This is a genomic window from Streptomyces sp. DSM 42067, assembly GCF_055792885.1.
Genome location: NZ_CM147706.1, coordinates 1,860,629 through 1,882,214 on the forward strand (window position 1 = coordinate 1,860,629; position 21,586 = coordinate 1,882,214).

The following is a 21,586-nucleotide window of genomic DNA, read 5'->3' on the forward strand; positions in this document are numbered from 1 at the left end:
ATCGCTCATCCGAGGCCGACTCCCCCGGCTGACGCCAGGGATGCTCACGCGGCATCCGCCGCCTCCGCGGTCGACAGCGCCGCCAGCGCGGCCGCCACCGCATGGGAGGCCCGCAGATCCAGCCGGGCACTCGTGCCTCGCGCCCGGTGCCGCACCTCGTCGGCGGCCAGCCTGAGGAGCTGCGGCAGCAGATCCGTGCACCGGCGCGCCACCCAGCCTGTCCCCGCGGTGGCCAGCCACAGCAGACTGGCGGACCGCGTGGGCGGCGGGAATTCAGGCTCGACCGAGGGCTGACGACCGACGGCGACTCCGTTGGCAGCGAGCGCCGCGTGGAAACGCGTGGCAAGCACCCGGTGACCGCGCTCGCCGGGATGCAGCCGGTCCGCGCTCCACATCGCACGGTCGGTGATCCAGTCGCCTTCCGCGGCATGCAGATGGACGGCGCCGTAGCGCTCGGACAGCGCGTGCACGACCGCATTGACCGCACGCTGACGGCGGGCGAGCGGGTGGGCGAGCACGCCGGGCAGGCCGAGCATCGCGCCGGGGTCGGGCAGGCAGGCGGTGAGCACCACCGCCTTCTGGGCCGCGAAGGCCGCGTAGACCTGGTCGAGGCGCGTGGCGACCGCGTGGATGTCGAAGGTGCAGCGCAGGGTGTCGTTGACGCCGACCAGGACGGAAACGATGTCCGGCCGCAGAGCGAGTGCGGCTGGGGTCTGGCGTTCGAGGACGTCCAAAGTCTGCGCACCGCTGACCGCGAAGTTCCGGAATTCCACCGGGGCTCCGTCGGGGCCGAGCCCGTCGGCGAGCAGCGCGGCCCAGCCCCGCCACCCGTCCTTCACCCGGTCGCCCACTCCTTCGGTGAGCGAGTCCCCGAGCGCGGCGAAGCGGACCCGTCTCATGCCATGCCTCCCACGCGCTCACCGGCCCGCGGTACCCGGACCGGTGCGTCGTGCGCCGTGAGGAACGCCCGGACAGCGATGTCCCATCCGAAGCACTCGGCACGCGCGCGTGCCGCCTCGCGGCGCTCGGTCTCCGGGCGCTCCAGGAGGCCCTGCACGGCGTCCGCGAAGGCCGCTCCCGTGTCCGCCGCCGTGGCGCCGGCCGCGCCGACGATCTCCGGGAGGGCGGACGTCGCGCTGGCCACGACCGGGGTGCCGCAGGCCATCGCCTCCAGTGCCGCGAGCCCGAACGTCTCGGCGGGCCCGGGCGCCAGGCACACGTCCGCGGAGGCCTGCAGGGCCCCGAGAGCCGTGCGGTCCCCGACGTGGCCCAGGAAGGTCACCGGCAACCGGCGCTCACGGGCCCGCTGTTCGAGCCGGGCGCGCAGCGGGCCTTCGCCCGCCACGACGAGCACCGCCCGCTGGCCCCTGCCGAGCAGGACCTCCAGGGCGTCCAGCGCCGTGCCCGGCCGCTTCTCCACGGACAGCCGCGAGCACATCACGATCAGTGCCTCACCCGCGCGCGCGTGCCGCTCGCGCAGCTGCGGATCCAGCAGACCGGGATGGCAGCGCTCCAGGTCCACGCCGAGCGGGGCGCGTACGACGTTGCGCGCGCCGATGCGTATGAACTCGCGCTCAGCCCATTCCGTGGTGCACACGACACGCGTGTACGCGCGCGCGGTGCGGAGGTTGAGGGCGTCGGCGGCTCGCCGCGCCGCTCCCTCCGACAGGCCCCAGGTGCGCAGCACGCCGTGCGCGGTCTCGTGGGAGACCATCATGGCGGGAACGCGGGCGCGGCGCGCCCACTCTCCCGTCCAGCGCAGGGTCGTCCGGTCGGACACCTCGAGCCGGTCGGGGGCGAGCTGTTCGAGGAGCCGGGTGAGTCGCCTGCGGTCGGTGATCACCCGGTAGCCGCCGGTGCCGGGCAGCAGGGGCCCCGGCACGGTGATGACACGTCCCTGGTCGGTGTCGCGGTCGTCGGTCCGGTCGCCGGGCACGATCAGCACGGGCTCGTGCCCGGCGGCGTGGTAGCCGGTGCCCAGCTCCCGCAGTGCCGTCCGCAGCCCGCCCGAGGAGGGTGCGACGAAGTTCGCCAGGCGCACGATGCGCAGGGGCGATGCCGAGGCCGTCATGCCGCCACCGCCGTCCGTGCCTGGAGCACGTCGGTGTAGTGGTCTATGAGCTGATCGCCGACGGCCGCCCAGGTGCGGCCCTCGACCGTGGCGCGGCCCGCGGCCCCGTACGCCGCGCGCCGCTCGGGGTCGGCGGCCAGGGACCACACCGCGTCGCGCACGGCGGCCTCGTCGCGCGGCGGCACGAGTATCCCGGTCCGCCCGTGGTCGACGAGGTCGAGGGGTCCGCCCGCCGCGGGGGCGATGACGGGGACACCACTCGCCATGGCCTCCTGCACGGTCTGGCAGAAGGTTTCGAACGGTCCGGTGTGCACGAACACGTCCAGCGAAGCGAAGATCCGCGCCAGTTCGTCGCCGGTGCGGCGACCGAGGAAGACGGCGTTCGGCATGGCCTCGCGCAGTGTGGTCTCGCTGGGCCCGTCGCCCACGACGACGACCCGCACACCGCCGAGCCGGGAGGCCGCAGCGAGCAGTTCGACCTGCTTCTCGGGGGCGAGCCGTCCCACGTATCCGACGATCAGTTCGCCACCGGGAGCCAGCTCCCTGCGCAGCGCCTCGTCGCGCAGCGACGGCTGGAAGCGCTCGGTGTCCACGCCGCGGGCCCACAGCCGCACCCGGGGAATTCCGTGCTCCTCGAGGTCGCGCAGGGCGGCCGTGGAGGGCGCGAGGGTGCGGTCGGCCGCGGCGTGGACGCTGCGTATGCGCCGCCAGGCGGCGGCCTCGCCGGCGCCCATGTAGGTGCGCGCGTACCCGGCGAGATCCGTCTGGTAGACGGCGACGGCGGGGATCCCCAGGCGCCCGGCGGCGGCCATGCCGCGCACACCCAGCACGAAGGGGCTGGCCAGGTGGACTACGTCGGCCCGGTGGGAGATCAGCGCCGCGGCCACCCGACGGCTCGGCAGCGCCACCCTGACCTGCGGATACCCAGGAAGCGGAAGGGACGGGACCCGAATGACGGGGCACGGCGCGAAGGCGTCGGGCCCGGTGCCGGCCCCGGTGGCCGGGGCGACGACGATCGGGTCATGACCGCGTGCGGCGAGGTGCCGGGCGGTCTGCAGGGCGCAGTGGGCCACGCCGTTGACATCGGGCGGGAAGGACTCGGTGACGATGACGACACGCATACCCGTGTTCTCCACGCGCGGGGCGTGGTCACGTCAACGTGGATCTTTCCTGCCGGGGAACGTCCCATGAGCGTTCGCCTGCACCGCTGCGGGAACGCCGGGCACTTGGGACAGTTGGTGCGTCGGCGCCACACGGCCGGGGGCGCGGCACGGGCGGTGACATTGCACGCGCGGTGACAGTGCACGGGCGGTGACAGTGCACGGCTGGCGACGGTGCAGCCGTGGCGCATCGCGGGCGGTGGCGTGACGGTGGGGCCGACGGCGGTGCACGGCCGGTGACGGTGCGGCCGTGGCGCATCGCGGGCGGTGGCGGTGCCGTGACGGCGCGACCGGTGGGCGCAACACGGACGGTGACGGTGCGCGACACGGTCGGTGACGGTGCGGCCGTGGCGCATCGCGGGCGGTGGCGGTGCCGTGACGGCGCGACCGGTGGGCGCAACACGGACGGTGACGGTGCACGGCACGGCCGGTGACGGTGCGGCCGTGGCGCATCGCGGGCGGTGGCGGTGCCGCGAAGGTGCGACCGGTGGCCCAACACGGATGGTGACGGTGCACGACCGGTGCCCGTGCGGCTGGTGGCGCAACACGAGCGATGGCGGTGGCGTGACCGTGCGGTCGGCGGCGCAACACAAGCCGTGGCGGTGCCGTGACCGTGCGGCCTGCGGCGCTACGCGGCCCGAGCGACCGGCCCACAGCCGGTGGGGCTACAAGGCCGGTGGTGCCATGCGGCCGGAGCGCCGGCCCACAGCCGGTGGAGCTACACGGCCGGCGTGTCCGGCCCGATCCTGCTGCGCACGGCGGTCTGTACCTCCGCCTCCTCGGCCGGGTCGGAGGCGAGCCTCCTGAGCTGGTCGACGACGCGCGCGTCGCCGGTCGCGGCGTGCCGGGCGGCGAGTTCGCGGGTGGATTCCTCGCAGTCCCAGAGGCACTCGACGGCGAAGCCCGCGGCGAAGGACGGGTCGGTGGCGGCCAGCGCACGGGCGGCGCGGCCGCGGAGATGGGACGAGGCGGTTTCGCGGTAGATGTGCCGCAGGACGGGGGCTGCGCAGGCGATGCCGAGCCGTCCGGTCCCGTCGATGAGGCTGCCGAGCGTGGGGGCGTCCGGGCCGTCGCCGCGCACTGCCTCCCGGAGCGCGCCGAGCACCAGGTGGCCGTCCTCCATGCCGCCCCGGCAGGCGAGCATCCGCCCGGCGGCCGCTCCCAGGATGTCCGGGCGGCCCGCCCAGCGCCTGGCCCGCTCCACCGCGGCGACGCTGCGCATTCGTTCGAAGGCATCGACGGCCGCGTCCACCACGAGCCGCGACGGGCTGTCCACGGCCGCCTCGATCAGGTCGAGCGCCGCGGGATCCTGGGCGGAGGCCAGATAGCGCAGGGCCGTGCAGCGTGCTCCGTCGTTTCCGCTGCGCGCGGCCTCGATGATCGCCGGCCGGTCGTCGGGGCCGGCGACGGCGGTGAGGCAGCGCGCGGCCGGGACGTGCAGCATCGAGCCGCGCTCGATGCCCTGCTGGGCCCAGTCGAAGACCGCCTGCACGCTCCAGCCGGGGCGCGGTCCGGTCGGCGTCAGCTGCCGCTGCCAGCGGTCGAACGAACCCTTCTCCCCCGCCGCCCGCACCCGGGCTGCGATCGCTTCCCGCGGGTCGTCGGCCCACAGCCGCCACGGCCGCGGTTCGAAGGCGTCCCGGACCGCGGTGGCGAGTTCGGCATCACCCTCGGGGGTCGCTGGGAAGCGGGCGAGGACGGGCAGGGCGAGGGCGCGCAGCCCGGCGTCGTCGTCGCGCAGCGCGAGTTCGTCCAGCGCCCAGGCCCAGTTGGTGCCGCAGGCCGCGTACCGCCGCAGCAGTGCGAGCGCGTCACGCCTGCCGTACGAGGCGAGGTGACCGAGCACCGCCAGCGAGAGCCCGGTGCGTGACTCGTCCGTCTCGAGGACGTCGTCCGCGGCGAAGAGGTGCCGCTCGATCTCGTCGAGCTCGCCACGGAGGTCGAGGAAGAGGCGGGCGTAGTACAGGGAGCGGTTCTCCACCTGCCAGTCGTGGCGGGGGTCATTCAGCACGCAGTGGTTCAGCGCCGCGAGCGCCTCGGCGCGCGGGGCGGTGAGTGCGTGGAGCGTGCCGTCGCCGCGGCCCCGCTGGAGCAGGCCGAGCAGCGTACCGCTGGGCGCTATGACCGGATCGAACATGGAAGGAGCCTCACATCAAGCGTCGACGCAACCGGGGATACCGCACTACCTGGCTGCGCGACAACACGTCGGGGCGCCCGCCGTCTCTTGCTTGCTGTAGACCATCTTCCTCTGCCTCTCGTCGGTGGCCCGCCGGGAGCGGGGCCGCTCACGGTCCGCGCGGTGCGGCAACACCTGCCCAGTCGTCGCGTCCGTGAACCACGACGTCATGATGACCCAGCGGTTATGCCGCCCGCGACCACATTTCCGACGGCTCGGTGTGCCCTGATCACTCCGATCATGCGGCTGAGTGCGCCCCGATCACTCCGAGAAGGCGCCTCAGTGCGCCCCGAACAGTTCGAGCAGGTCCGTCTTGCCGAACATGCGGGCTGTGTCGACAGCCGAGGGCGTGCCGGCGGCGGGGTCGGCGCCGGCGTCCAGCAGCACCCGGATCACCGCCTCCTCGCCCTTGAAGACGGCGCCCGCGAGCGGCGTCTGCCCGCGGTCGTTGGCCTGGTTGGGTTCGGCGCCTCGCTCGATCAGGACACGGACCGCGTCCGCGTGGCCGTGGTAGGCGGCCAGCATCACGAGGGTGTCGCCCTTGTCGTTGGTGAGGTTGGCCGGGACGCCCGCGTCGACGTATGCGGCGAGCGCCTCGGTCCGGCCCTGGCGCGCCAGATCGAAGATCTTCGTCGCCAGCTCCACGACCTCCGGGTCGGGGACAGGCGATCCGGGGGTTGCTCCGGGGGAGGATTCAGCGCTCATCGGCCGGGACCACCTTTCGGCTGCGTGTGCGTTGTCAGGATGTGCAAGGTCGTCAGGGTGCAAGCTTCCTGATGCCCGTGCGAACGCGCGCTTCAGGGGTGCGCGCCTCGAGTGCACGGAGGATGTACGGCCGGGCACTCGTACGGATGAATCGCCAGCGTACTGCCCCTTCGGGCACATGCCCGGCCCGGACCGAGGCAAAGATCATCCAAGGGCCGCTCGCATCCCGAGGCCCGCCCGGGTGGCGCAGCCCGACCCTGCCAACCGATGGAAATCAACGGAATTTCACCCAGTTGCACCTTTTATCGTATGGATACATGCTGTGAGCCTGGAAGTACTCATGGTGACTGTCCTGACTGTCCCCACTGACCAGGAGACCTCTCATGATCCTCTCCATCTCGGGCGTCGTACTGCTCGGCATCATCGTCGTCCTCTTCTGCCGCAAGGACGGGCTCAAGGGCACGCACGCGGTCGTCTGCGGCCTCTTCGGCTTCTACCTCGCCAGCACGGCCATCGCCCCCAGCATCAAGGCCGGTGGTGCGAGCCTGGCGAGCCTGCTGGGCGGGATCAAGTTCTGACGGTCCCGCCCGGTACGCACCCTCTCGAACGCACCCTCAGGAGACAGACGTGTCCCGGCGCGTACTCCCTCGCATGCTGAGCAGCGGCAGCGCCCACTTCGTCCGAGGCCGGGAGCTGGCACGGTCGGCGGCCCGCGGGGTCGGCGACGTCCTCCACCCGCTGATCACGGTCACCCGTGGGCTGCGCCGGCTGGCCGCGGCAGGGCGTCGCAAGTGGGCTGCGACGCCGAAGGACCGTCGCGGGCCGCTCGTGTTCCTGGTGAGTTCTCTTCTCCTCGTCGTCGCGCTGATCCCCTACGGTCCGCTGCTGACGGGTGTCGTTCTGCTGGCAGCGGCGGCCTGGACGGGCCGGGACCGCGCCGGCCAGGCATCCGCGAACGGCCCGGGCGCACCGCAGCTGAAGCGGCTCACCTCGCTGTACGACGCGCTCGTCCCGTACTTCTCGGTCCCCGAGGACCCGAGCCCGCTCTACGCGCACGGCGGCGAGTGGAACAAGGCCTTCGGCTCGTACGAGTTCGACGAGGCAGGCCGTCTCTCGCGGCTCGAGATCCGCTACCCGGCGTACTTCACGGACGGCGAGGCCGAGTCCCGCGCGCGGATCGAGCACCTGGTGCACGCGAAGTCGGGCCGTGGCCGCGAGTACCGCTTCGACTGGGACGAGGAGGGCAACCAGCTGACCGTGTCGGTGCTGCCGCCGCTGCCGACGCACATCGCGGCTCAGCGCTTCGTCACGACGCCTGGTGAGACGGTGCTCGGCTTCACCGACCCGTCGGGGGTACCGCGGACGCTTCCCGTGGCGGTCGGGGACAAGCAGCGCGACGTGCCGCCGGTCGTCTGGCGCACCGGCATCCGCTCCACCGAGCCGCATCTGCTGGCCGTCGGCCAGCCCGGCAGCGGCACGACGACCCTGCTGCGCTCGATCGCTCTGCAAGCCCTGCAACACGGTGACGTGCTGATCGTGGAGGGCACCGGCACGGGCGAGTACGCCTGTCTGACCGGACGCCGCGGCGTCCTGGCCGTCGAGTGCGGGCTCGCCGGGGCGTCCGCGAGCCTGGAATGGGCTGCACACGAGACGGAGCGGCGCCTGATCGCCGCCAATCGGGCACGCCAGGCGGGTCAGCCGGCCCCGGCCGACACGAAGCGCCCGCTGTGGATCCTCCTCGACCGGCCGAGCATCCTCGGTCACCTCGCGGCCGCCGACGGCCGCAGGGATCCGCAGAGCCTGCTCCACGTGCCCCTCCGGCACGGGCGGGCGGCCAACGTGACGGTCGTCGTCGCGGACCAGTTCGACAGTCTCGACGCCCTGAGCGAGCCGGTACGCCAGCACACGCGCGCGCGGGTCGTCCTCGGCCCCGCCACACCGGACCAGATCGAGGGCGTCCTCGGAGTGCCGCCGCACACCACCCCGACGACGGACATGGCCCCGGGCCGCGGCTACGCCCGGCTGGGCGCAGGCTCGGTACACCGCCTGCAGGTCCCTGCCACACCCGACCCGTACGACGACGCGACCAGCGAGTCCCACCGGAGGGCGGTGATGGATCTGCTGCCGCAGCGCGTCGGAGGGGACGACGCGCGGGCGGACGACGCGGGGGCGGACGAGGCGGGGGCGGACGAGGCGGGGGCGGCCACGCCCGAAACAGCCGCTGGAGGGGTGGAGCCTGTCGGGGTGGGGGCAGTCGTGGCGGAGGAGGCGTTCGCGTCAGCCCTCGCGGAGACGGCTGCCGGAGAGCGCGCGGGAGACACTGTGCCCGTCGGGGCAGCCGCCACAGCCATCCAGGTGCGGGAGGGAACGGCCGAGGAGCCCGTGCCGGTCGCCGCTGCAGCAGCCGCCCCTAGCCGCGTCACAGGAACAGCGGCCAGGGATACGGCCCGGGCCGGGTCGGCCGTCCCCGCCACGCAGATTCGTGGCCCGGCGGCTGAGGAGCCCAGGCCGGTCGCCGCAGCCGCAGCCGCAGCCGAGAACCGGATCACAGAGGCTGGGACCACGGATACCGGCCCGGCGGGGCCGGCCCCCACCAGGGCGGCCGCAGGACAGGGCAACGTCAGGGAGACGGCGGCCGGAAATCCGGTGGCCGGGGGGCGATCCCCGGTCGCCGGATCGCCGACCGAGTCACCAGTGTCCGGCTCGCCCGTATCCGGATCCCAGGTCTCCGGACTGCCGGCCACCGAACCGGTGTTCAACGAACCGGTGGGCGCCGACGCCCCGGTCAGCGAATCCGCCATCGCCGAAACGGCCGTCAACGATCCCGCGATCGGCAATTCGGCCGTCGCCACGGCACCCGTCGCTGAGGCAGCAGGAGCCGAGCGCTGAGGACGCTGCGACCCAAGCGTCCACACGCCTCAGTCCAGATCGCCGCGCCTCGCTCGAAAGGGCGCGTCCGACCGACCCGTCTCCCAGCGATGCCGCGATCACCGATCCAAGGGCCGGGCAGCCTCCCGTCACAGGCCAGCCGGCGCCCGAGCACCAAGCCGAGCCCGCCCGGGCTCAGGCCACGAACGTTCGCGGTGCCTCCGTCCCGGTCGTCGCGCCGCTCTCGACCAGGCGCGCCGCTGCCGCCAGTCGCGTGGCCGCCTCGTCGGCCACGGCGCCGCCGACGGTGAACGGCAGCCGTACGTAGCCCTCGAAGGCGCCGTCGACGCCGAAGCGGGGCCCGGAAGGTACGCGTACCCCCACCCGCTCGCCCACCTCGGCGAGTCGCGACCCCGACAGGCCGCCCGCGCGCACCCACAGCGTGAGTCCGCCGGACGGGATCTCGAATTCCCAGCCGGGCAGTTCGCGGCGCACGGCGGCGACAAGGGCGTCACGGTTCTCCCGGGCCTGGCCGCGCCGGAGGTCGACGGCCTCCTGCCAGCCGCCGGTGCTGAGCAGCCAGTTCACGGCCAGCTGCTCCAGTACGGGGGTGCCCAGGTCCGCGTAGGCGCGGGCCGCCACCAGACTGCGGATCACATCGGGTGCGGCGCGCACCCATCCGATGCGCAGGCCGGCCCAGAACGCCTTGCTGGCCGAGCCGACGGTGATCACCGTCGAGCCCGCAGGGTCGAACGCGCAGACGGGACGCGGCATCTCGAGCCCTGGGTCGAGGTGGAGCTCGCTCATGGTCTCGTCGGCGACGAGCACGGTGCCCGCCGCGCGCGCCGCGTCGACGAGGCGTCGCCGCTGGTCCTCGCCGGCCAGGGCGCCCGTCGGATTGTGGAAGTCGGCGACGACGTAGGCGAGCCGGGGCGCGGCATCGCGGAACACCTGGCGCCAGCGGTCCATGTCCCAGCCGGCGAGCCCTTCGGCCATGGCGACCGGGACGAGGCGGGCGCCGGCCTCCCGCATCAGCTGGAGGATGTTGGCGTAGCTGGGCGACTCCACGGCGATGCGCTCGCCGCGGCCCGCGAAGAGATGGCAGATCGCGTCGATCGCTCCCATCGCCCCGGTGGTGACCATGATCTGTTCGGGCATGGTCGGAATGCCGCGGGCGGTGTACCGGTCGGCGAGCATCTCGCGCAGTGCGGGCAGACCCGCCGGGTAGTCGCCGTGCGTGTGCGCGTACGGCGGCAGCTCTTCCAGCGCGCCCTGGACGGCCCGGGTGAGCCACGGCTCGGGTGCGGGCAGCGCGGCGCAGCCGAGGTCGATCATGGAGCCGAGCGCCTCGGGGGGCAGGGGTTCGAGCCCGCGCGCGGGCAGAGGGTTCCCGGCCGGTACGGCGGTCCAGCTGCCCGCCCCCCTGCGGGACTCCAGGAACCCTTCGTTGCGCAGCTCCTCGTAGGCCGCGGCCACCGTGGTGCGGCTGACGGCCAGCGCGAGGGCCAGCTCTCGCTCCGCGGGCAGGCGCGCGGCGACCGGAACGCGCCCTTCGAGGACCAGCACCCGGATGCCGTCGGCGAGTGCACGGTAAGCGGGCGGCCTGCGGGTGCCGGGGCCCGCAGGACGGGCCTGCTGGGAGGTGAGCAGCCGGGCGAGCTGCACCGACCCCACTGCGGAAGTCCAGTGCGCCATGATTTCCAGTCCACCTTCCCCGAATTGGCCATGGATGGCATGCGTTTCCAAGCCACAGAGTGTCACGGACCGGTCCACTACTACCAGCAGGGGGGCATGTTTTGTCCACGACGTCAGCACGCGGGAGCTCTGAGAGCCCTCAGGGCCCCGAGAGCTCCGAGGGGCCCGGCCCCACCGATCCGGCTCCGGCAACGGATCTCACGCCGAAGCCGCGGCATCTCCTACGAAGGCTGCTCCAGCTCTACGTCGGTCTCGCGCTGTACGGCGTGAGCTCGGCGCTCCTTGTGGAGTCCGGTCTCGGCTTGGAGCCGTGGGGCGTGCTGCACCAGGGCCTGGCCGAGCTCACGGGGCTGACGATCGGCGTCGTGTCGATCATCGTGGGCGCCGCAGTTCTGCTGCTCTGGATTCCGCTGCGGCAGCGCCCGGGCCTCGGCACCGTGTCGAACGTGTTCGTGATCGGCATCGCGATGGACGGAACCCTCGCGCTGGTACCCGACGCGCACAGCCTGACGGTACGGATTCCGCTGCTCGTGGCAGGGATCGTGCTCAACGGAGTCGCGACCGGCCTCTACATCGCGGCGAAGTTCGGCCCCGGCCCGCGGGACGGCCTGATGACGGGCCTGCACCGGCGTACCGGCCGCTCGATCCGCCTGGTCCGCACCGCCATCGAGGTCGCGGTCGTGGCGACAGGCTTCGTCCTCGGCGGCACGGTGGGCGTGGGAACGGTCCTGTACGCGCTGTCGATCGGCCCTCTCGCCCAGGTGTTCCTGCGCGTCTTTGCCGTCCCCACGGCACCGGCGGGCAGCACAGTCGTTGCCGGTTCGCCACCGAACGGAGCGATACTCCATCAGTGACCACAGCCACACGCCACCCCTATCTCGACCATCCGGGGCCCATAGCCTTCGCCCACCGCGGCGGAGCAGCCGGCGGTCTGGAGAACACCGTGGCCGCCTTCCGGCACGCGGTCGAACTGGGCTACCGCTACATGGAGACGGATGTGCACGCCACATCCGACGGCAGGCTCGTGGCCTTCCACGACGCGACGCTGGACCGGGTGACGGACGCGGGCGGCCGCATCGCCGACCTCCCGTGGAGCGAGGTACAGCACGCGCGCGTGGCGGGCACCGAACCGGTCCCCCTCTTCGAGGAACTGCTCGAGACCTTCCCCGACGTGCGCTGGAACGTCGATATGAAGGCGGACCCCGCACTGCTCCCGCTGGTGGACCTGATCGAGCGCACGCGCGCGTGGGACCGCATCTGCGTCGGCTCGTTCTCGGAGGCGCGGGTGGCTCGGGCGCAGCGCATCGCGGGCCCGCGTCTTGCGACGTCGTACGGCACACGGGGTGTGCTGGGGCTGCGCCTGCGGTCGATCGGCGTCCCGGCCGCGGTGCGCCGCTCCGCGGTGTGCGCTCAGGTCCCTGAGACACAGTCCGGTGTGCGCGTCGTCGACCACCGGTTCGTGCGCGAGGCCCACGCGCGCGGGCTGCAGGTCCATGTCTGGACCATCAACGAGGCGAAGCGGATGCGCGCGCTCCTGGACCTGGGCGTGGATGGCATCATGACCGATCACATCGAGACGCTGCGCGACGTGATGAAGGACCGCGGGATCTGGGTCTGAGCGGCCCAGGTCTGACGGTTCCCCGCGCGCCCGGCGTCCGCGTACGGGGAGACCGAGGGCGAAGCGAGGGCACGGGTGGGGACACGACCGGGAGCCGACGCCGTGCAGACGGCGGGGAACGGCGACGACGAGAGAGCCGCACGGCGGCGCGAGCAGCGCGGCTGGTACGTCTACGACTGGGCGTGCTCGGTCTACTCGACGAGCGTCCTCACCGTGTTCCTCGGCCCCTATCTCACCGAGGTCGCCAAGTCGGCCGCGGACACGGACGGCTTCGTGCATCCGCTGGGCATCCCGGTCCGCGCCGGCTCCTTCTTCGCGTACTCCGTGTCCGCATCCGTGATCCTGTCGATCCTTCTGATGCCGCTGGCGGGCGCCGCCGCCGACCGTACGGGCCGTAAGAAGCCACTGCTCGCGGCCGCCGCCTACGTGGGCGCGGCGGCGACGGCGGGCATGTTCTTCCTGGCCGGCGACCGCTATCTGCTCGGTGGGGCGCTGCTGATCGTCGCCAACGCCTCGCTGGCGGTCTCGATGGTGCTCTACAACTCGTATCTGCCGCAGATCGCCACGCCCGAGGAGCGCGACGCCGTGTCCTCACGCGGCTGGGCCTTCGGTTACGCCTCCGGCGCACTCGTCCTGGTCGCCAATCTGGTGCTCTTCTCGGCCCATGACAGCTTCGGGGTGTCCGAGGGGATGGCGGTACGCATCTGTCTGGCCTCGGCGGGCGTGTGGTGGGGCGCCTTCACGCTGATCCCGTTGCGGCGGCTGCGCGACCGCCGGGCGCCGGCCACCCAGGCGTCCACCCACGGCTGGCGGCAGTTGGCCGCGACCGTACGCCATATGCGCCGGCATCCCCGCACGCTCGCCTTTCTTCTGGCGTATCTCGTCTACAACGACGGAATCCAGACCGTGATCTCGCAGGCGTCGGTCTACGGCTCCCAGGAGCTCCGGCTCGGCCAGTCGACGCTGATCGTCGCGGTGCTGCTGGTGCAGGTGCTGGCCGTGGCGGGCGCGCTCGGCATGGGCCGGCTGGCCCAGCGGTACGGCGCCAAGCGGACGATCCTCGGCTCGCTGGTCGCCTGGACCGTCACCATCGGCGCCGGTTACTTCCTGCCCGCGCGCACGCCCGCCTGGTTCTTCGTGCTCGCGGCGGGCATCGGCCTGGTCCTCGGCGGCAGCCAGGCGCTGTCACGGTCGCTTTTCTCACATCTCGTGCCGCGCGGAAAGGAGGCCGAGTACTTCTCCGCGTACGAGATGAGCGACCGCGGGATGTCCTGGCTCGGCCCTCTGCTGTTCGGGCTCACGTACCAGCTGACCGGCAGTTATCGGGACGCGATCATCTCGCTGGTGCTCTTCTTCGTGCTCGGTTTCGTGCTGCTCGCGCGGGTTCCCGTGCGGCAGGCGATCCAGGATGTCGGCAACCCCGTTCCCGAGCGGATTTAGCACCGGGCGGCAAAGGGCGGTAGTGTACGCGTTTGGCCTGCCAGGCGGACCGTTACTGCGCGACAAAGCTTGATGAGCGCTGGGTGACATCTGCTGCCAGATGTGACAAACCGGGCGTCGGTGGGTACAAAAAGGGGCGGCTACGACGGCGACGCATGACCCAGATCGGGAATCTTTACCGCCGACCGGACGTTGACCGGATGACGACGACAGCGACACCTGTCCTGTGGGCGACAAGCCCGGGAGGCACGATTCATGAGTGAGCGAGCTCTTCGCGGCACGCGCCTCGTGGTGACCAGCTACGAGACGGACCGCGGCATCGACCTGGCCCCGCGCCAGGCCGTGGAGTACGCATGCGAGAAGGGACACCGCTTTGAGATGCCCTTCTCGGTCGAGGCGGAGATCCCGCCGGAGTGGGAGTGCAAGGTCTGCGGGACCACGGCACTCCTGGTGGATGGCGACGGCCCTGAGGAGAAGAAGGCGAAGCCTGCGCGTACGCACTGGGACATGCTGATGGAGCGGCGCACTCGCGAGGAGCTGGAAGAGGTTCTCGAGGAGCGGCTTGCCGTTCTCCGCTCCGGCGCCATGAACATCGCCGTGCACCCGCGGGACAGCCGCAAGTCCGCCTGACCCGAAGGGGGCCAGGCGACCGCCGAAGGCACACAGCCGCGGCGGCCACACCTTGGTGTGGCCGCCGCGGCTTCTGTCTGCCCGACCTCGGGCACGGTGTCAGCCGAGGTCGCGGACCTGCGTCCTTACCGGCTGCGGTAAGGACGCCGGCGGCGCTGGCGGGCCGACGCCCGGGCCGCGCTGCGGTCAGGGCGCCAGCGGCAGCCGCGGGCCGGCGTTCGGGCCGCGCTGCGGTCAGGGCGTCAAGGGCGGCCTGGGGCCGGCGTCCGGGTGAGACGTGGGCGGTGCGTCGTCGCGGATGACCTCGCCCTGGACGACCTTGCCGTCCGGCCGGCGCATACGGGCCTGCTGGAAGGCGTCTCCCAGGCTGCCGGGCGGGGCAGCCCGCAGCCGCCGCTCGAAGGTCCGCTCCGCGCGCCGGCTCAGCGCCTTCTGGACCGGCGGCAGCAGGCAGAGCAGGCCCAGGGCGTCGGAGATCAGGCCGGGCATGATCAGCAGGAGCCCGCCGAGCATCGTCAGCGCATTGCCGCTGCCGCGCCGGTCACCCGCAGGGACGGCACCCGTCTGCTGTTGCTGCTGCAGCGCCTCGCTCAGCCGCCGGAAGGCCCGGCGTCCGGCGCGCTTGATGAGCAAGGATCCCAGCACGATCCCGGCGATCAGCAACAGGAAGACGGTGAACCCGCTTGCCGCGTCCGCCACGACGGTCAGCAGCCAGATCTCCAGCACAAGCCACGCGGCGATGCCGAGCGGCAGATAGGAACGCGGCCGGGGGGAGCGGCGGGGCTGAGCGGGGTTCGTGGGAGGCGGTGCGCCAGTCGTCATGCCCCCCAGTGTGCCGGTGCCGGGCTCAGACCCGCGTAAGAGGCCGGTCGACGGGAGCGACCGGCCGACCGCACGAGGCGCCGAGGCCCCGCCGGGACACGGTGATGCAGAGGCTCAGGCGTGTTTACGGCTCAGCAGGCGGCCGACCCGCTCCCCCACGCCCCACGCCGTGACCCGCCACAGCGCCTCGACGACGATGTCCCGGCTCATCTTGGAGTCCCCGAGCTCGCGCTCGACGAAGGTGATGGGCACCTCGACGACGTGGTAACCGGCCTTGACCGCACGACGTGCCAAGTCGACCTGGAAGCAGTAGCCCTGCGAGGCGACCTCGCGAAGGCCGAGGCCCTCGAGGGTCTCGCGGCGGAAGGCACGGTAGCCGCCGGTGACGTCCCGGATGGGGATGTCGAGCAGCAGCCGCGAGTACGTACTGCCGCCACGGGAGAGGAACTCGCGAGAGCGAGGCCAGTTCACGACGCGGCCGCCGGGCACCCAGCGGGAGCCGAGCACCAGGTCTGCGCCCTTGAGCGCGGTGAGCAGCCGGGGCAGCTCCTCGGGCTGGTGGGAGCCGTCGGCGTCCATCTCGATCAGTACGCCATAGCCGTGCTCGAGACCCCAGCGGAAGCCGGCGAGGTAGGCCGCGCCGAGACCTTCCTTGCCCTTGCGGTGCAGCACCTGGACGTGGTCGTCACCGGCGGCGATCTCGTCGGCGAGCTCACCGGTTCCGTCGGGGCTGCTGTCGTCGGCGACGAGGACGTGCGCCTCGGGCACGGCGGCTCGCACCCGATCGACGATCGACTTGATGTTCTCCGCCTCGTTGTACGTCGGGATGATCACCAAGGCCGTGCCGAGGGGACCGAACTTCCGGCCCTGCGCCGCCACGCGTGCGCTCTCATCACCGTCGTTCACTGCTGCCCCTTCACATCTGTACGCAGAGCACCACCATAGTGGCCACTGCCTGCGCCGTCGTGGTCAGCGGGCCGTTGTGGGGGTGTCGATACGACAAGAACCAGGGAAGAGAACAAGAACCAGGAAAGAGAACGGCAAATCCCCGGTAGGGCCCCGCTGCGGATCGGGGCCCGGCGCCCTTCGGGCCGACCTGGGACCCGCTGGCTGCGGATCTACCGAAAGCCGTTGTCTACTGAGCATCCGGGCCCCACCCGGGTCGCACCTTCCCCCAGGCTCTGGAGGAGCAGGGAGGGACCCCCATCCGGCAGGAACGTTCCCTCGCCCCCGAGGCGCGGGCGCTGGGACTGGCTCCCAGTGGTGGTGCGCCGGTGCGGCACACCACCCCATGACCCAGCCGCGTTCGACGACTGCGTGGAGGTTCCCCGTCGGACGTCCAGTGGTGGACCCGGCAGAACCTACCGGCCGACCGCAGCTCTCTGTCAACAGCCGTGCGAGCTGCGTAGATTCCCCGAATTAGCAGGTCAATGGCGAGGATACGCAGGTCGCACAACGGGACGGCGCTCCAAGATCGACCGCGGGCCTTCCGCGTACATCACTCGTCCGGCCGTACGAAGACCGTCTGACCGAACACCACCGTGCGCAGGCAGACGGGCAGTTCGGCGCCCGGGGAGAGATCCGGCAGGCCAGGGGTGCCGGAGCGAGGATCGGTGGACCAGCGTGCAACGCGGTCGTCGGGCGCCTGGACGACCAGATCGCCGGTGCGCCACACGGCGTAGTCCGCGGGAGCGCCCGGCACCAGGACCCCCGCGTCGTCCCGGCCGATGGCCCGCCAGCCGCCTCTCGTATGGGCGGTGAACGCGGCGCGCACCGAGACCCGGTGCTCCGGCGTGTGGTGGAAGGCCGCGGCGCGGACGGTGCCCCACGGGTCGAGTGGCGTCACGGGGCTGTCGGAGCCGAAGGCCAGCGGGACACCCGTGCGCAGGAGGGCCGCGAACGGATTGAGGGTACGCGCGCGTGCGGCGCCGAGGCGCTGTGCGTACATCCCGTCCTCGCCGCCCCACAACGCGTCGAAGGCAGGCTGGACGGAGGCTGTGAGGCCGAGTTCGGCGAAGGCCGCGATGGTCTCGGGGGTGAGCATCTCGGCGTGCTCCACGCGGTGACGGGCTGCACGGATACGGGCGAGTCCGACCTTGTCGGCGGCGGCGCGCACGCCCTCGACGACCGCGGTGACGGCGGCGTCGCCGATGGCGTGGAAGCCCGCCTGCAGCCCGGCCTCGGTACAGGCGGTGACGTGGTCGGCGACGGCCGCGGCGTCCAGGTATGCGGCGCCGGTGTGGCCGGCGTCGGCGTACGGCTCGTGCAGGCACGCGGTGTGCGAGCCGAGGGCGCCGTCGACGAACAGGTCGCCCGCGGCGCCGATCGCGCCCAGTTCCCTGACCTTCCCGGCGTCCCGCGCGTCCGCGACCCGCTCGGCCCAATAGCCCACGACGCGCGGCCCGGGCTCTTCGGCTGCCAGCCGCAGCAGTCCGGTGAAGTCGTCCTCACTGGAGATGTCGGGGCCACCGCACTCGTGTACGGAGCCGATGCCGAGCGACGCGGCGTGCCGCAGGGCCGCGCGCTGGGCCTCCCTGCGCTGTTCGGGGGTGACCGCGGCGTGGGCGGCGGCGCGCACGGCGTGGTGGGCGTCGCGCGTGAGCGGCGCGTCGGGCTCGTATCCGGCCCGCTCGGCGATACCGGGCACGAGGTCGAGCAGCGCCGTGCTGACGACCGCCGAGTGGACGTCGATGCGGGAGAGGTAGAGCGGGCGGCCACCGGTCGCCTCGTCGAGCTCGGCGCGGGACGGCGGGCGTCCGCCCGGCCAGCGGGCGGCGTCCCAGCCGTGGCCGAGGAGGACCCGGTCGTGTGGACGTGCGGCGGCGTGCTCCCGTACGAGTGCGAGCGCCTCGTCGAGGGTGCGGGCACCGGTCAGGTCGAGGCCGGTGAGGGTGAGCCCGGTCGCTGTCGTGTGTACGTGGGCGTCGGTGAACGCCGGGGTGACCAGGGCGCCGTCGAGGTCGATCACCTCGTCGACGCCGTCCGAGAAGGCGTCGGCGGCCCCTTCGGAGCCGACCCAGGCGACGTGTCCGCGCTCGACGACCATCGCGGTGGCGAAGGGGTCGGCAGGGGTGTGGATGTCGCCGCGGCGCAGCAGCACGGTGCGATGGTCTCTGCGACTGGTGGGGCTCTTGCTCATGGGGACAGTCTCTCCCCCTGTGCCCCCGGCCCCTTCGTCGGGTTGCACGTCGGGGCGCCCTACGACGTGGCGGTTGTGCCCACCCTCCCCCACTGCCTTAAGGGCGTGGGAGGCGCCCCCAGCCAAGCGGAACGACTGCCCACAACAGTGCGACGGTGTCCGGTCAGATTCTGGGGGGTCTTGCCTCGTACGGGGTGGAGAGGACCACCGTCGTGCGGGTTGAGACGCCGGCCAGGGAGCGGATGCGGGTGAGGAGGTGTTCCAGTTCGAGCGGGGTGGCCACGCGCACCTTGAGGATGTAGTTCTCGTCGCCCGCGACGCTGTGGCAGGCCTCGATCTCCGGGACGCCCGCGAGCCGGTCTGCGATGTCGTCCGGCGCGCTGGGGTCGAACGGCTTCACCGAGATGAAGGCCGTGAGCGGCAGTCCGACGGCCTCCGGGTCGACGACCGCGGCATAGCCGCGGATGACGCCGCGCTGCTCCAGCCGGCGCACCCGCTGGTGCACGGCCGACGTGGAAAGACCAGTGGCCTTGCCCAGGTCGGTGTAGCTCATCCGCCCGTCCTTGACGAGCAGCTGCACAATCTGACGGTCCAGCTCCTCCATGGCGCAAAAGCTACAGTGCGCATGATCCCCCGGGATACATGCGCGGCTATGCGGAGGATGGCCCAACCACCGGACCATCCCCCCGTTTTTCCCCCGGTTTCCGGGCTCCCGGCCGCCCATGGCACCTCGCGGCGTTCGAGGTTTCGGCATCTGCAACCGGCATGTGACGAATACCACAGCACTGTGACCGTGTCCGAGGGTTGGGCGCGATTACCCATACGACCAGGCGGGAAGTGCTTGCTGTGGTCCAGGCCGCAGCGCCTTGCCGGCCCACCCGAGGGGGAGTTCATGCAGAGTCTGAAGCGTCCCGGTCGCCCTGCCCGCAGCAGGCAGCAGCCGGTCATCGAGCCCGCACCGGAGGGCGTCGAACCGGTCGAGGACGAGCTCGACACCTACGACACTCTGGAGATGTACCGGGTGATCTGCCCGGACTGCGCCCAGCCGATCGCCCTGCTGGCGGACGAGGACGTCCTGCCCGAGCATGCGCTGTGCGCCTCTCCGTGGAACCCGTTCGGACTCACGGTCTGCGCCGGCACCGGGCGCTGGGCGTCCGACGCGCGGCCCGCCGACGAGTCGATGGAGGCTCAGGAACAGGAGACCGGCCTCCTCCTGACGCTCCCTCAGGGGCTGAACTGGCGGACGCAGCCGTTCTCGCACGTCGGCGGCCCGGGCTCGCGCCCGATCCGGATGCCGGCGATCCGCCGCCCTGCCGCGTAGGCGCGGTCCCGCGGCCCGCGCCCGCCGGTGGTCGCCTGATCCGGCCTCAACAGCGGCCCGTTTCAGTACCTGATCAGTTCGCCCAGCCGATCGGCCCTGTAGCCGATCGGCCCCCGTAGCTGTCCTGCGCCATCGCAGTGACCCTGCCGTGGTGCAGGATCAGTGTGTCCGGACCCCTGGGCACGGCCACTTCGCCATGGCTGCATGTGGCGGTAGGCGACGCTCAGCATCACGGACGATGAGGGTCCAGTGCCACAGCTCGGCCGGCCCGACGCGGGCAGGACCTGAACGGAGAGTCGATTCCTCCCGCCGGTGACCTGTCCGCCCGTCCGGGCGTTGGCCCGGTATGACCCCTCCCCATTCCGCGACAGGCCGCCGTCGCCGCCTTGTGGTCCCCGCGCTCGCAGAATCGGTTCCCCGGCCGCCCCAGCCGCAGGACCCGCCCATCTATCGCGCCCTGCTGACGTCCTGGGCCAACCGGGGCAAGACGCTGCCGGGGCGCCACGACCCGGAGTGGGTACGGCTCGCGGCGCCCCTGGTCAGGGCCGGACAGTTCAACGGGACTCGGGTCCCGCGAGGTGACGCGCGATGACCATGCGCTGGATCTGGTTGGTGCCCTCGACGATCTGCAGCACCTTCGCCTCGCGCATGTAGCGCTCGACGGGGAAGTCGGTGGTGTAGCCGTAGCCGCCGAGCACCTGGACGGCGTCCGTGGTGACCTGCATCGCGGTGTCGGTGCACAGCAGCTTCGCCATGGCGGCCTGCTTGGAGAAGGGCTTGCCCGCATCGCGCAGACGGGCCGCCGCGAGGTAGAGGGCCCGGCCCGCCTCGATGTGCGTGGCCATGTCGGCCAGCATGAACCGCAGCCCCTGGAAGTCGGCGATGGGGCGGCCGAACTGCCGGCGCTCGGTGGCGTAGGCCAGCGCTGCCTCCAGTGCCGCCTGAGCCACACCGATCGCGCAGGCCGCGATGCCGAGCCGCCCCGAGTCGAGTGCGGACAGGGCGATCGCGAAGCCCTGACCCTCCTCGCCGATGCGGCGGGTGTCCGGCACGCGCACGCCGTCGAAGTGCAGCTGAGCGGTGGGCGAGCCCTTCATGCCCATCTTCTTCTCAGGTGCCGCGGCGCTCAGGCCCTCGGCGTCCCCGGGCACCAGGAACGCCGTGATGCCGTGCCTGCCCTCGGCGCCGGTGCGGGCGAACACCGTGTAGAAGTCGGCGACACCACCGTGCGTGATCCAGGCCTTGGTGCCGGTGAGCACCCAGTCCCCGCCGTCCCGTACCGCCTTCGTCCGCAGGGACGCCGCATCGGAACCGGAGGCGGGCTCGGACAGGCAGTACGCACCGAGCAGACCGCCGCCGAGCATCGCGGGCAGATGCTCGTTCTGCTGCTCCTTGGAGCCGTAGCCCGCGAGCGCATGGCAGGAGAGGGAATGGACGCTGACGCCGAGGCCGACCGTCAGGCGCGCGGCGGCAAGCTCTTCGAGGACCTGGAGATAGACCTCGTACGGCTGGTCACCGCCGCCGTACTCGGAGTCGTAGGGCAGTCCGAGCAGTCCTGACTCGGAGAGAAGGGTGAAGACTCCGCGCGGAAAGCGCCCGGCGTCCTCCTCCTCGGCCGCCGTCGGGGCGATCTCGCGCTGTACGAGATCACGTACGAGCGAGAACAGATCCCGGGCCTCGTCCGTGGGCAGTTGACGGTCCACCGGCTGCGGGGCGCGGTCGTGCATGGCGACGCTCTCCTCCCTGTCGGGCACTGCGGCGGACGCGCGCACGGGGTGTGGCGGCGCCGCCGACGGGTCCGGGTCCGACGGCGGCAGCCGCCGGGTCACCGGCCCCGGAAGACTCAGCACGCCTCAGCCGATGCTGCCCTCCCGGGTCGCGGAACGGGCTGATCAGCGGCTGTGGCGCGTTGAGTATGCCCGATCGGAGGCAGCACGTCAC

17 protein-coding genes and 1 pseudogene are annotated in these 21,586 nt (G+C 72.3%); 7 read left to right on the top strand and 11 right to left on the bottom strand.

Going from position 1 to position 21,586, the window contains the following annotated elements:
- Positions 1-44: 44 nt before the first annotated feature.
- The 5 genes from ACSMXV_RS08865 to ACSMXV_RS08885 form a co-directional block, all read right to left on the bottom strand.
- Entirely contained in the window at positions 45-899 is an 855-nt protein-coding gene (locus ACSMXV_RS08865) for an SGNH/GDSL hydrolase family protein (RefSeq protein WP_473177153.1), read from the bottom strand.
- A complete protein-coding gene (locus ACSMXV_RS08870; RefSeq protein ID WP_473177154.1) occupies positions 896-2,071 on the bottom strand; it encodes a glycosyltransferase in 1,176 nt (391 codons plus the stop codon). Before ACSMXV_RS08870 ends, ACSMXV_RS08865 begins: the two co-directional genes overlap by 4 nt.
- Positions 2,068-3,192, bottom strand: a complete 1,125-nt coding sequence (locus tag ACSMXV_RS08875) for a glycosyltransferase family 4 protein (protein WP_473177155.1) — start codon at positions 3,190-3,192, stop codon at positions 2,068-2,070. The genes ACSMXV_RS08870 and ACSMXV_RS08875 overlap by 4 nt, the downstream gene beginning before the upstream one ends.
- Before the next feature lie 757 nt (positions 3,193-3,949).
- A complete protein-coding gene (locus ACSMXV_RS08880) occupies positions 3,950-5,368 on the bottom strand; it encodes a HEAT repeat domain-containing protein (RefSeq protein WP_473177156.1) in 1,419 nt (472 codons plus the stop codon).
- Between the two features lie 318 nt (positions 5,369-5,686).
- The gene (locus ACSMXV_RS08885; protein ID WP_473177157.1) at positions 5,687-6,112 is read right to left on the bottom strand and encodes an ankyrin repeat domain-containing protein; all 426 of its coding nucleotides are present in this window, start codon (positions 6,110-6,112) and stop codon (positions 5,687-5,689) included.
- A gap of 383 nt (positions 6,113-6,495) precedes the next feature.
- Here ACSMXV_RS08885 and ACSMXV_RS08890 point away from each other — a divergent pair, with 383 nt between their 5' ends.
- Together ACSMXV_RS08890 and ACSMXV_RS08895 are read left to right on the top strand one after the other, a co-directional pair.
- The gene (locus ACSMXV_RS08890) at positions 6,496-6,690 is read left to right on the top strand and encodes a hypothetical protein (RefSeq protein WP_067283828.1); all 195 of its coding nucleotides are present in this window, start codon (positions 6,496-6,498) and stop codon (positions 6,688-6,690) included.
- A gap of 49 nt (positions 6,691-6,739) precedes the next feature.
- Positions 6,740-8,246, top strand: a pseudogene (locus ACSMXV_RS08895) (hypothetical protein); the annotation flags it as partial.
- A 929-nt stretch (positions 8,247-9,175) separates the two neighbouring features.
- Here the strand turns inward: ACSMXV_RS08895 and ACSMXV_RS08900 are convergent.
- Entirely contained in the window at positions 9,176-10,675 is a 1,500-nt protein-coding gene (locus tag ACSMXV_RS08900) for an SCO1417 family PLP biosynthesis transcription factor (protein ID WP_473177158.1), read from the bottom strand.
- A 230-nt stretch (positions 10,676-10,905) separates the two neighbouring features.
- Here ACSMXV_RS08900 and yczE point away from each other — a divergent pair, with 230 nt between their 5' ends.
- The 4 genes from yczE (at position 10,906) to ACSMXV_RS08920 (ending at position 14,363) form a co-directional block, all read left to right on the top strand.
- Positions 10,906-11,529 (top strand): membrane protein YczE, encoded by a 624-nt coding sequence (gene yczE, locus ACSMXV_RS08905; protein ID WP_473178865.1) that lies wholly within the window; start codon positions 10,906-10,908, stop codon positions 11,527-11,529.
- On the top strand, positions 11,526-12,293 hold the full coding sequence (locus tag ACSMXV_RS08910; RefSeq protein WP_473177159.1) for a glycerophosphodiester phosphodiesterase family protein: 768 nt from the start codon (positions 11,526-11,528) through the stop codon (positions 12,291-12,293). Before yczE ends, ACSMXV_RS08910 begins: the two co-directional genes overlap by 4 nt.
- 102 nt (positions 12,294-12,395) lie before the next feature.
- Positions 12,396-13,733, top strand: a complete 1,338-nt coding sequence (locus ACSMXV_RS08915; RefSeq protein ID WP_473177160.1) for an MFS transporter — start codon at positions 12,396-12,398, stop codon at positions 13,731-13,733.
- A 255-nt stretch (positions 13,734-13,988) separates the two neighbouring features.
- Positions 13,989-14,363, top strand: coding sequence for an RNA polymerase-binding protein RbpA (locus ACSMXV_RS08920; RefSeq protein WP_067283835.1), 375 nt, complete (start codon positions 13,989-13,991; stop codon positions 14,361-14,363).
- 234 nt (positions 14,364-14,597) lie between these two features.
- Here the strand turns inward: ACSMXV_RS08920 and fxsA are convergent, their stop codons facing one another.
- From fxsA to ACSMXV_RS08940, 4 genes are all read right to left on the bottom strand, one after another.
- Positions 14,598-15,185: an FxsA family membrane protein gene (fxsA, locus tag ACSMXV_RS08925; RefSeq protein WP_473177161.1), complete on the bottom strand. Its 588-nt coding sequence runs from the start codon at positions 15,183-15,185 to the stop codon at positions 14,598-14,600.
- A 114-nt stretch (positions 15,186-15,299) separates the two neighbouring features.
- Positions 15,300-16,091 (bottom strand): polyprenol monophosphomannose synthase, encoded by a 792-nt coding sequence (locus tag ACSMXV_RS08930; RefSeq protein WP_473177162.1) that lies wholly within the window; start codon positions 16,089-16,091, stop codon positions 15,300-15,302.
- Between the two features lie 592 nt (positions 16,092-16,683).
- A complete protein-coding gene (locus tag ACSMXV_RS08935) occupies positions 16,684-18,324 on the bottom strand; it encodes an amidohydrolase (protein WP_473177163.1) in 1,641 nt (546 codons plus the stop codon).
- Positions 18,325-18,487: 163 nt separating this feature from the next.
- Positions 18,488-18,928: an Lrp/AsnC family transcriptional regulator gene (locus ACSMXV_RS08940; protein WP_473177164.1), complete on the bottom strand. Its 441-nt coding sequence runs from the start codon at positions 18,926-18,928 to the stop codon at positions 18,488-18,490.
- Positions 18,929-19,216: 288 nt separating this feature from the next.
- Here ACSMXV_RS08940 and ACSMXV_RS08945 point away from each other — a divergent pair, with 288 nt between their 5' ends.
- The gene (locus tag ACSMXV_RS08945) at positions 19,217-19,645 is read left to right on the top strand and encodes a hypothetical protein (RefSeq protein ID WP_181657145.1); all 429 of its coding nucleotides are present in this window, start codon (positions 19,217-19,219) and stop codon (positions 19,643-19,645) included.
- A gap of 554 nt (positions 19,646-20,199) precedes the next feature.
- On the opposite strand, the gene ACSMXV_RS08950 is transcribed toward ACSMXV_RS08945, so the two are convergent.
- On the bottom strand, positions 20,200-21,372 hold the full coding sequence (locus ACSMXV_RS08950; protein ID WP_473177165.1) for an acyl-CoA dehydrogenase family protein: 1,173 nt from the start codon (positions 21,370-21,372) through the stop codon (positions 20,200-20,202).
- Positions 21,373-21,586 lie beyond the last annotated feature (214 nt).

Coding starts and splice junctions, on each gene's coding strand:
- ACSMXV_RS08880 (WP_473177156.1), bottom strand. CDS start 5,368: ATGTTCGATCCGGTCATAGCGCCCAGCGGTACGCTGCTCGGCCTGCTC.
- fxsA (WP_473177161.1), bottom strand. CDS start 15,185: ATGACGACTGGCGCACCGCCTCCCACGAACCCCGCTCAGCCCCGCCGC.
- ACSMXV_RS08890 (WP_067283828.1), top strand. CDS start 6,496: ATGATCCTCTCCATCTCGGGCGTCGTACTGCTCGGCATCATCGTCGTC.
- ACSMXV_RS08865 (WP_473177153.1), bottom strand. CDS start 899: ATGAGACGGGTCCGCTTCGCCGCGCTCGGGGACTCGCTCACCGAAGGA.
- ACSMXV_RS08870 (WP_473177154.1), bottom strand. CDS start 2,071: ATGACGGCCTCGGCATCGCCCCTGCGCATCGTGCGCCTGGCGAACTTC.
- ACSMXV_RS08885 (WP_473177157.1), bottom strand. CDS start 6,112: ATGAGCGCTGAATCCTCCCCCGGAGCAACCCCCGGATCGCCTGTCCCC.
- ACSMXV_RS08945 (WP_181657145.1), top strand. CDS start 19,217: ATGCAGAGTCTGAAGCGTCCCGGTCGCCCTGCCCGCAGCAGGCAGCAG.
- ACSMXV_RS08940 (WP_473177164.1), bottom strand. CDS start 18,928: ATGGAGGAGCTGGACCGTCAGATTGTGCAGCTGCTCGTCAAGGACGGG.
- ACSMXV_RS08900 (WP_473177158.1), bottom strand. CDS start 10,675: ATGGCGCACTGGACTTCCGCAGTGGGGTCGGTGCAGCTCGCCCGGCTG.
- ACSMXV_RS08875 (WP_473177155.1), bottom strand. CDS start 3,192: ATGCGTGTCGTCATCGTCACCGAGTCCTTCCCGCCCGATGTCAACGGC.
- ACSMXV_RS08950 (WP_473177165.1), bottom strand. CDS start 21,372: ATGCACGACCGCGCCCCGCAGCCGGTGGACCGTCAACTGCCCACGGAC.
- ACSMXV_RS08935 (WP_473177163.1), bottom strand. CDS start 18,324: ATGAGCAAGAGCCCCACCAGTCGCAGAGACCATCGCACCGTGCTGCTG.
- ACSMXV_RS08920 (WP_067283835.1), top strand. CDS start 13,989: ATGAGTGAGCGAGCTCTTCGCGGCACGCGCCTCGTGGTGACCAGCTAC.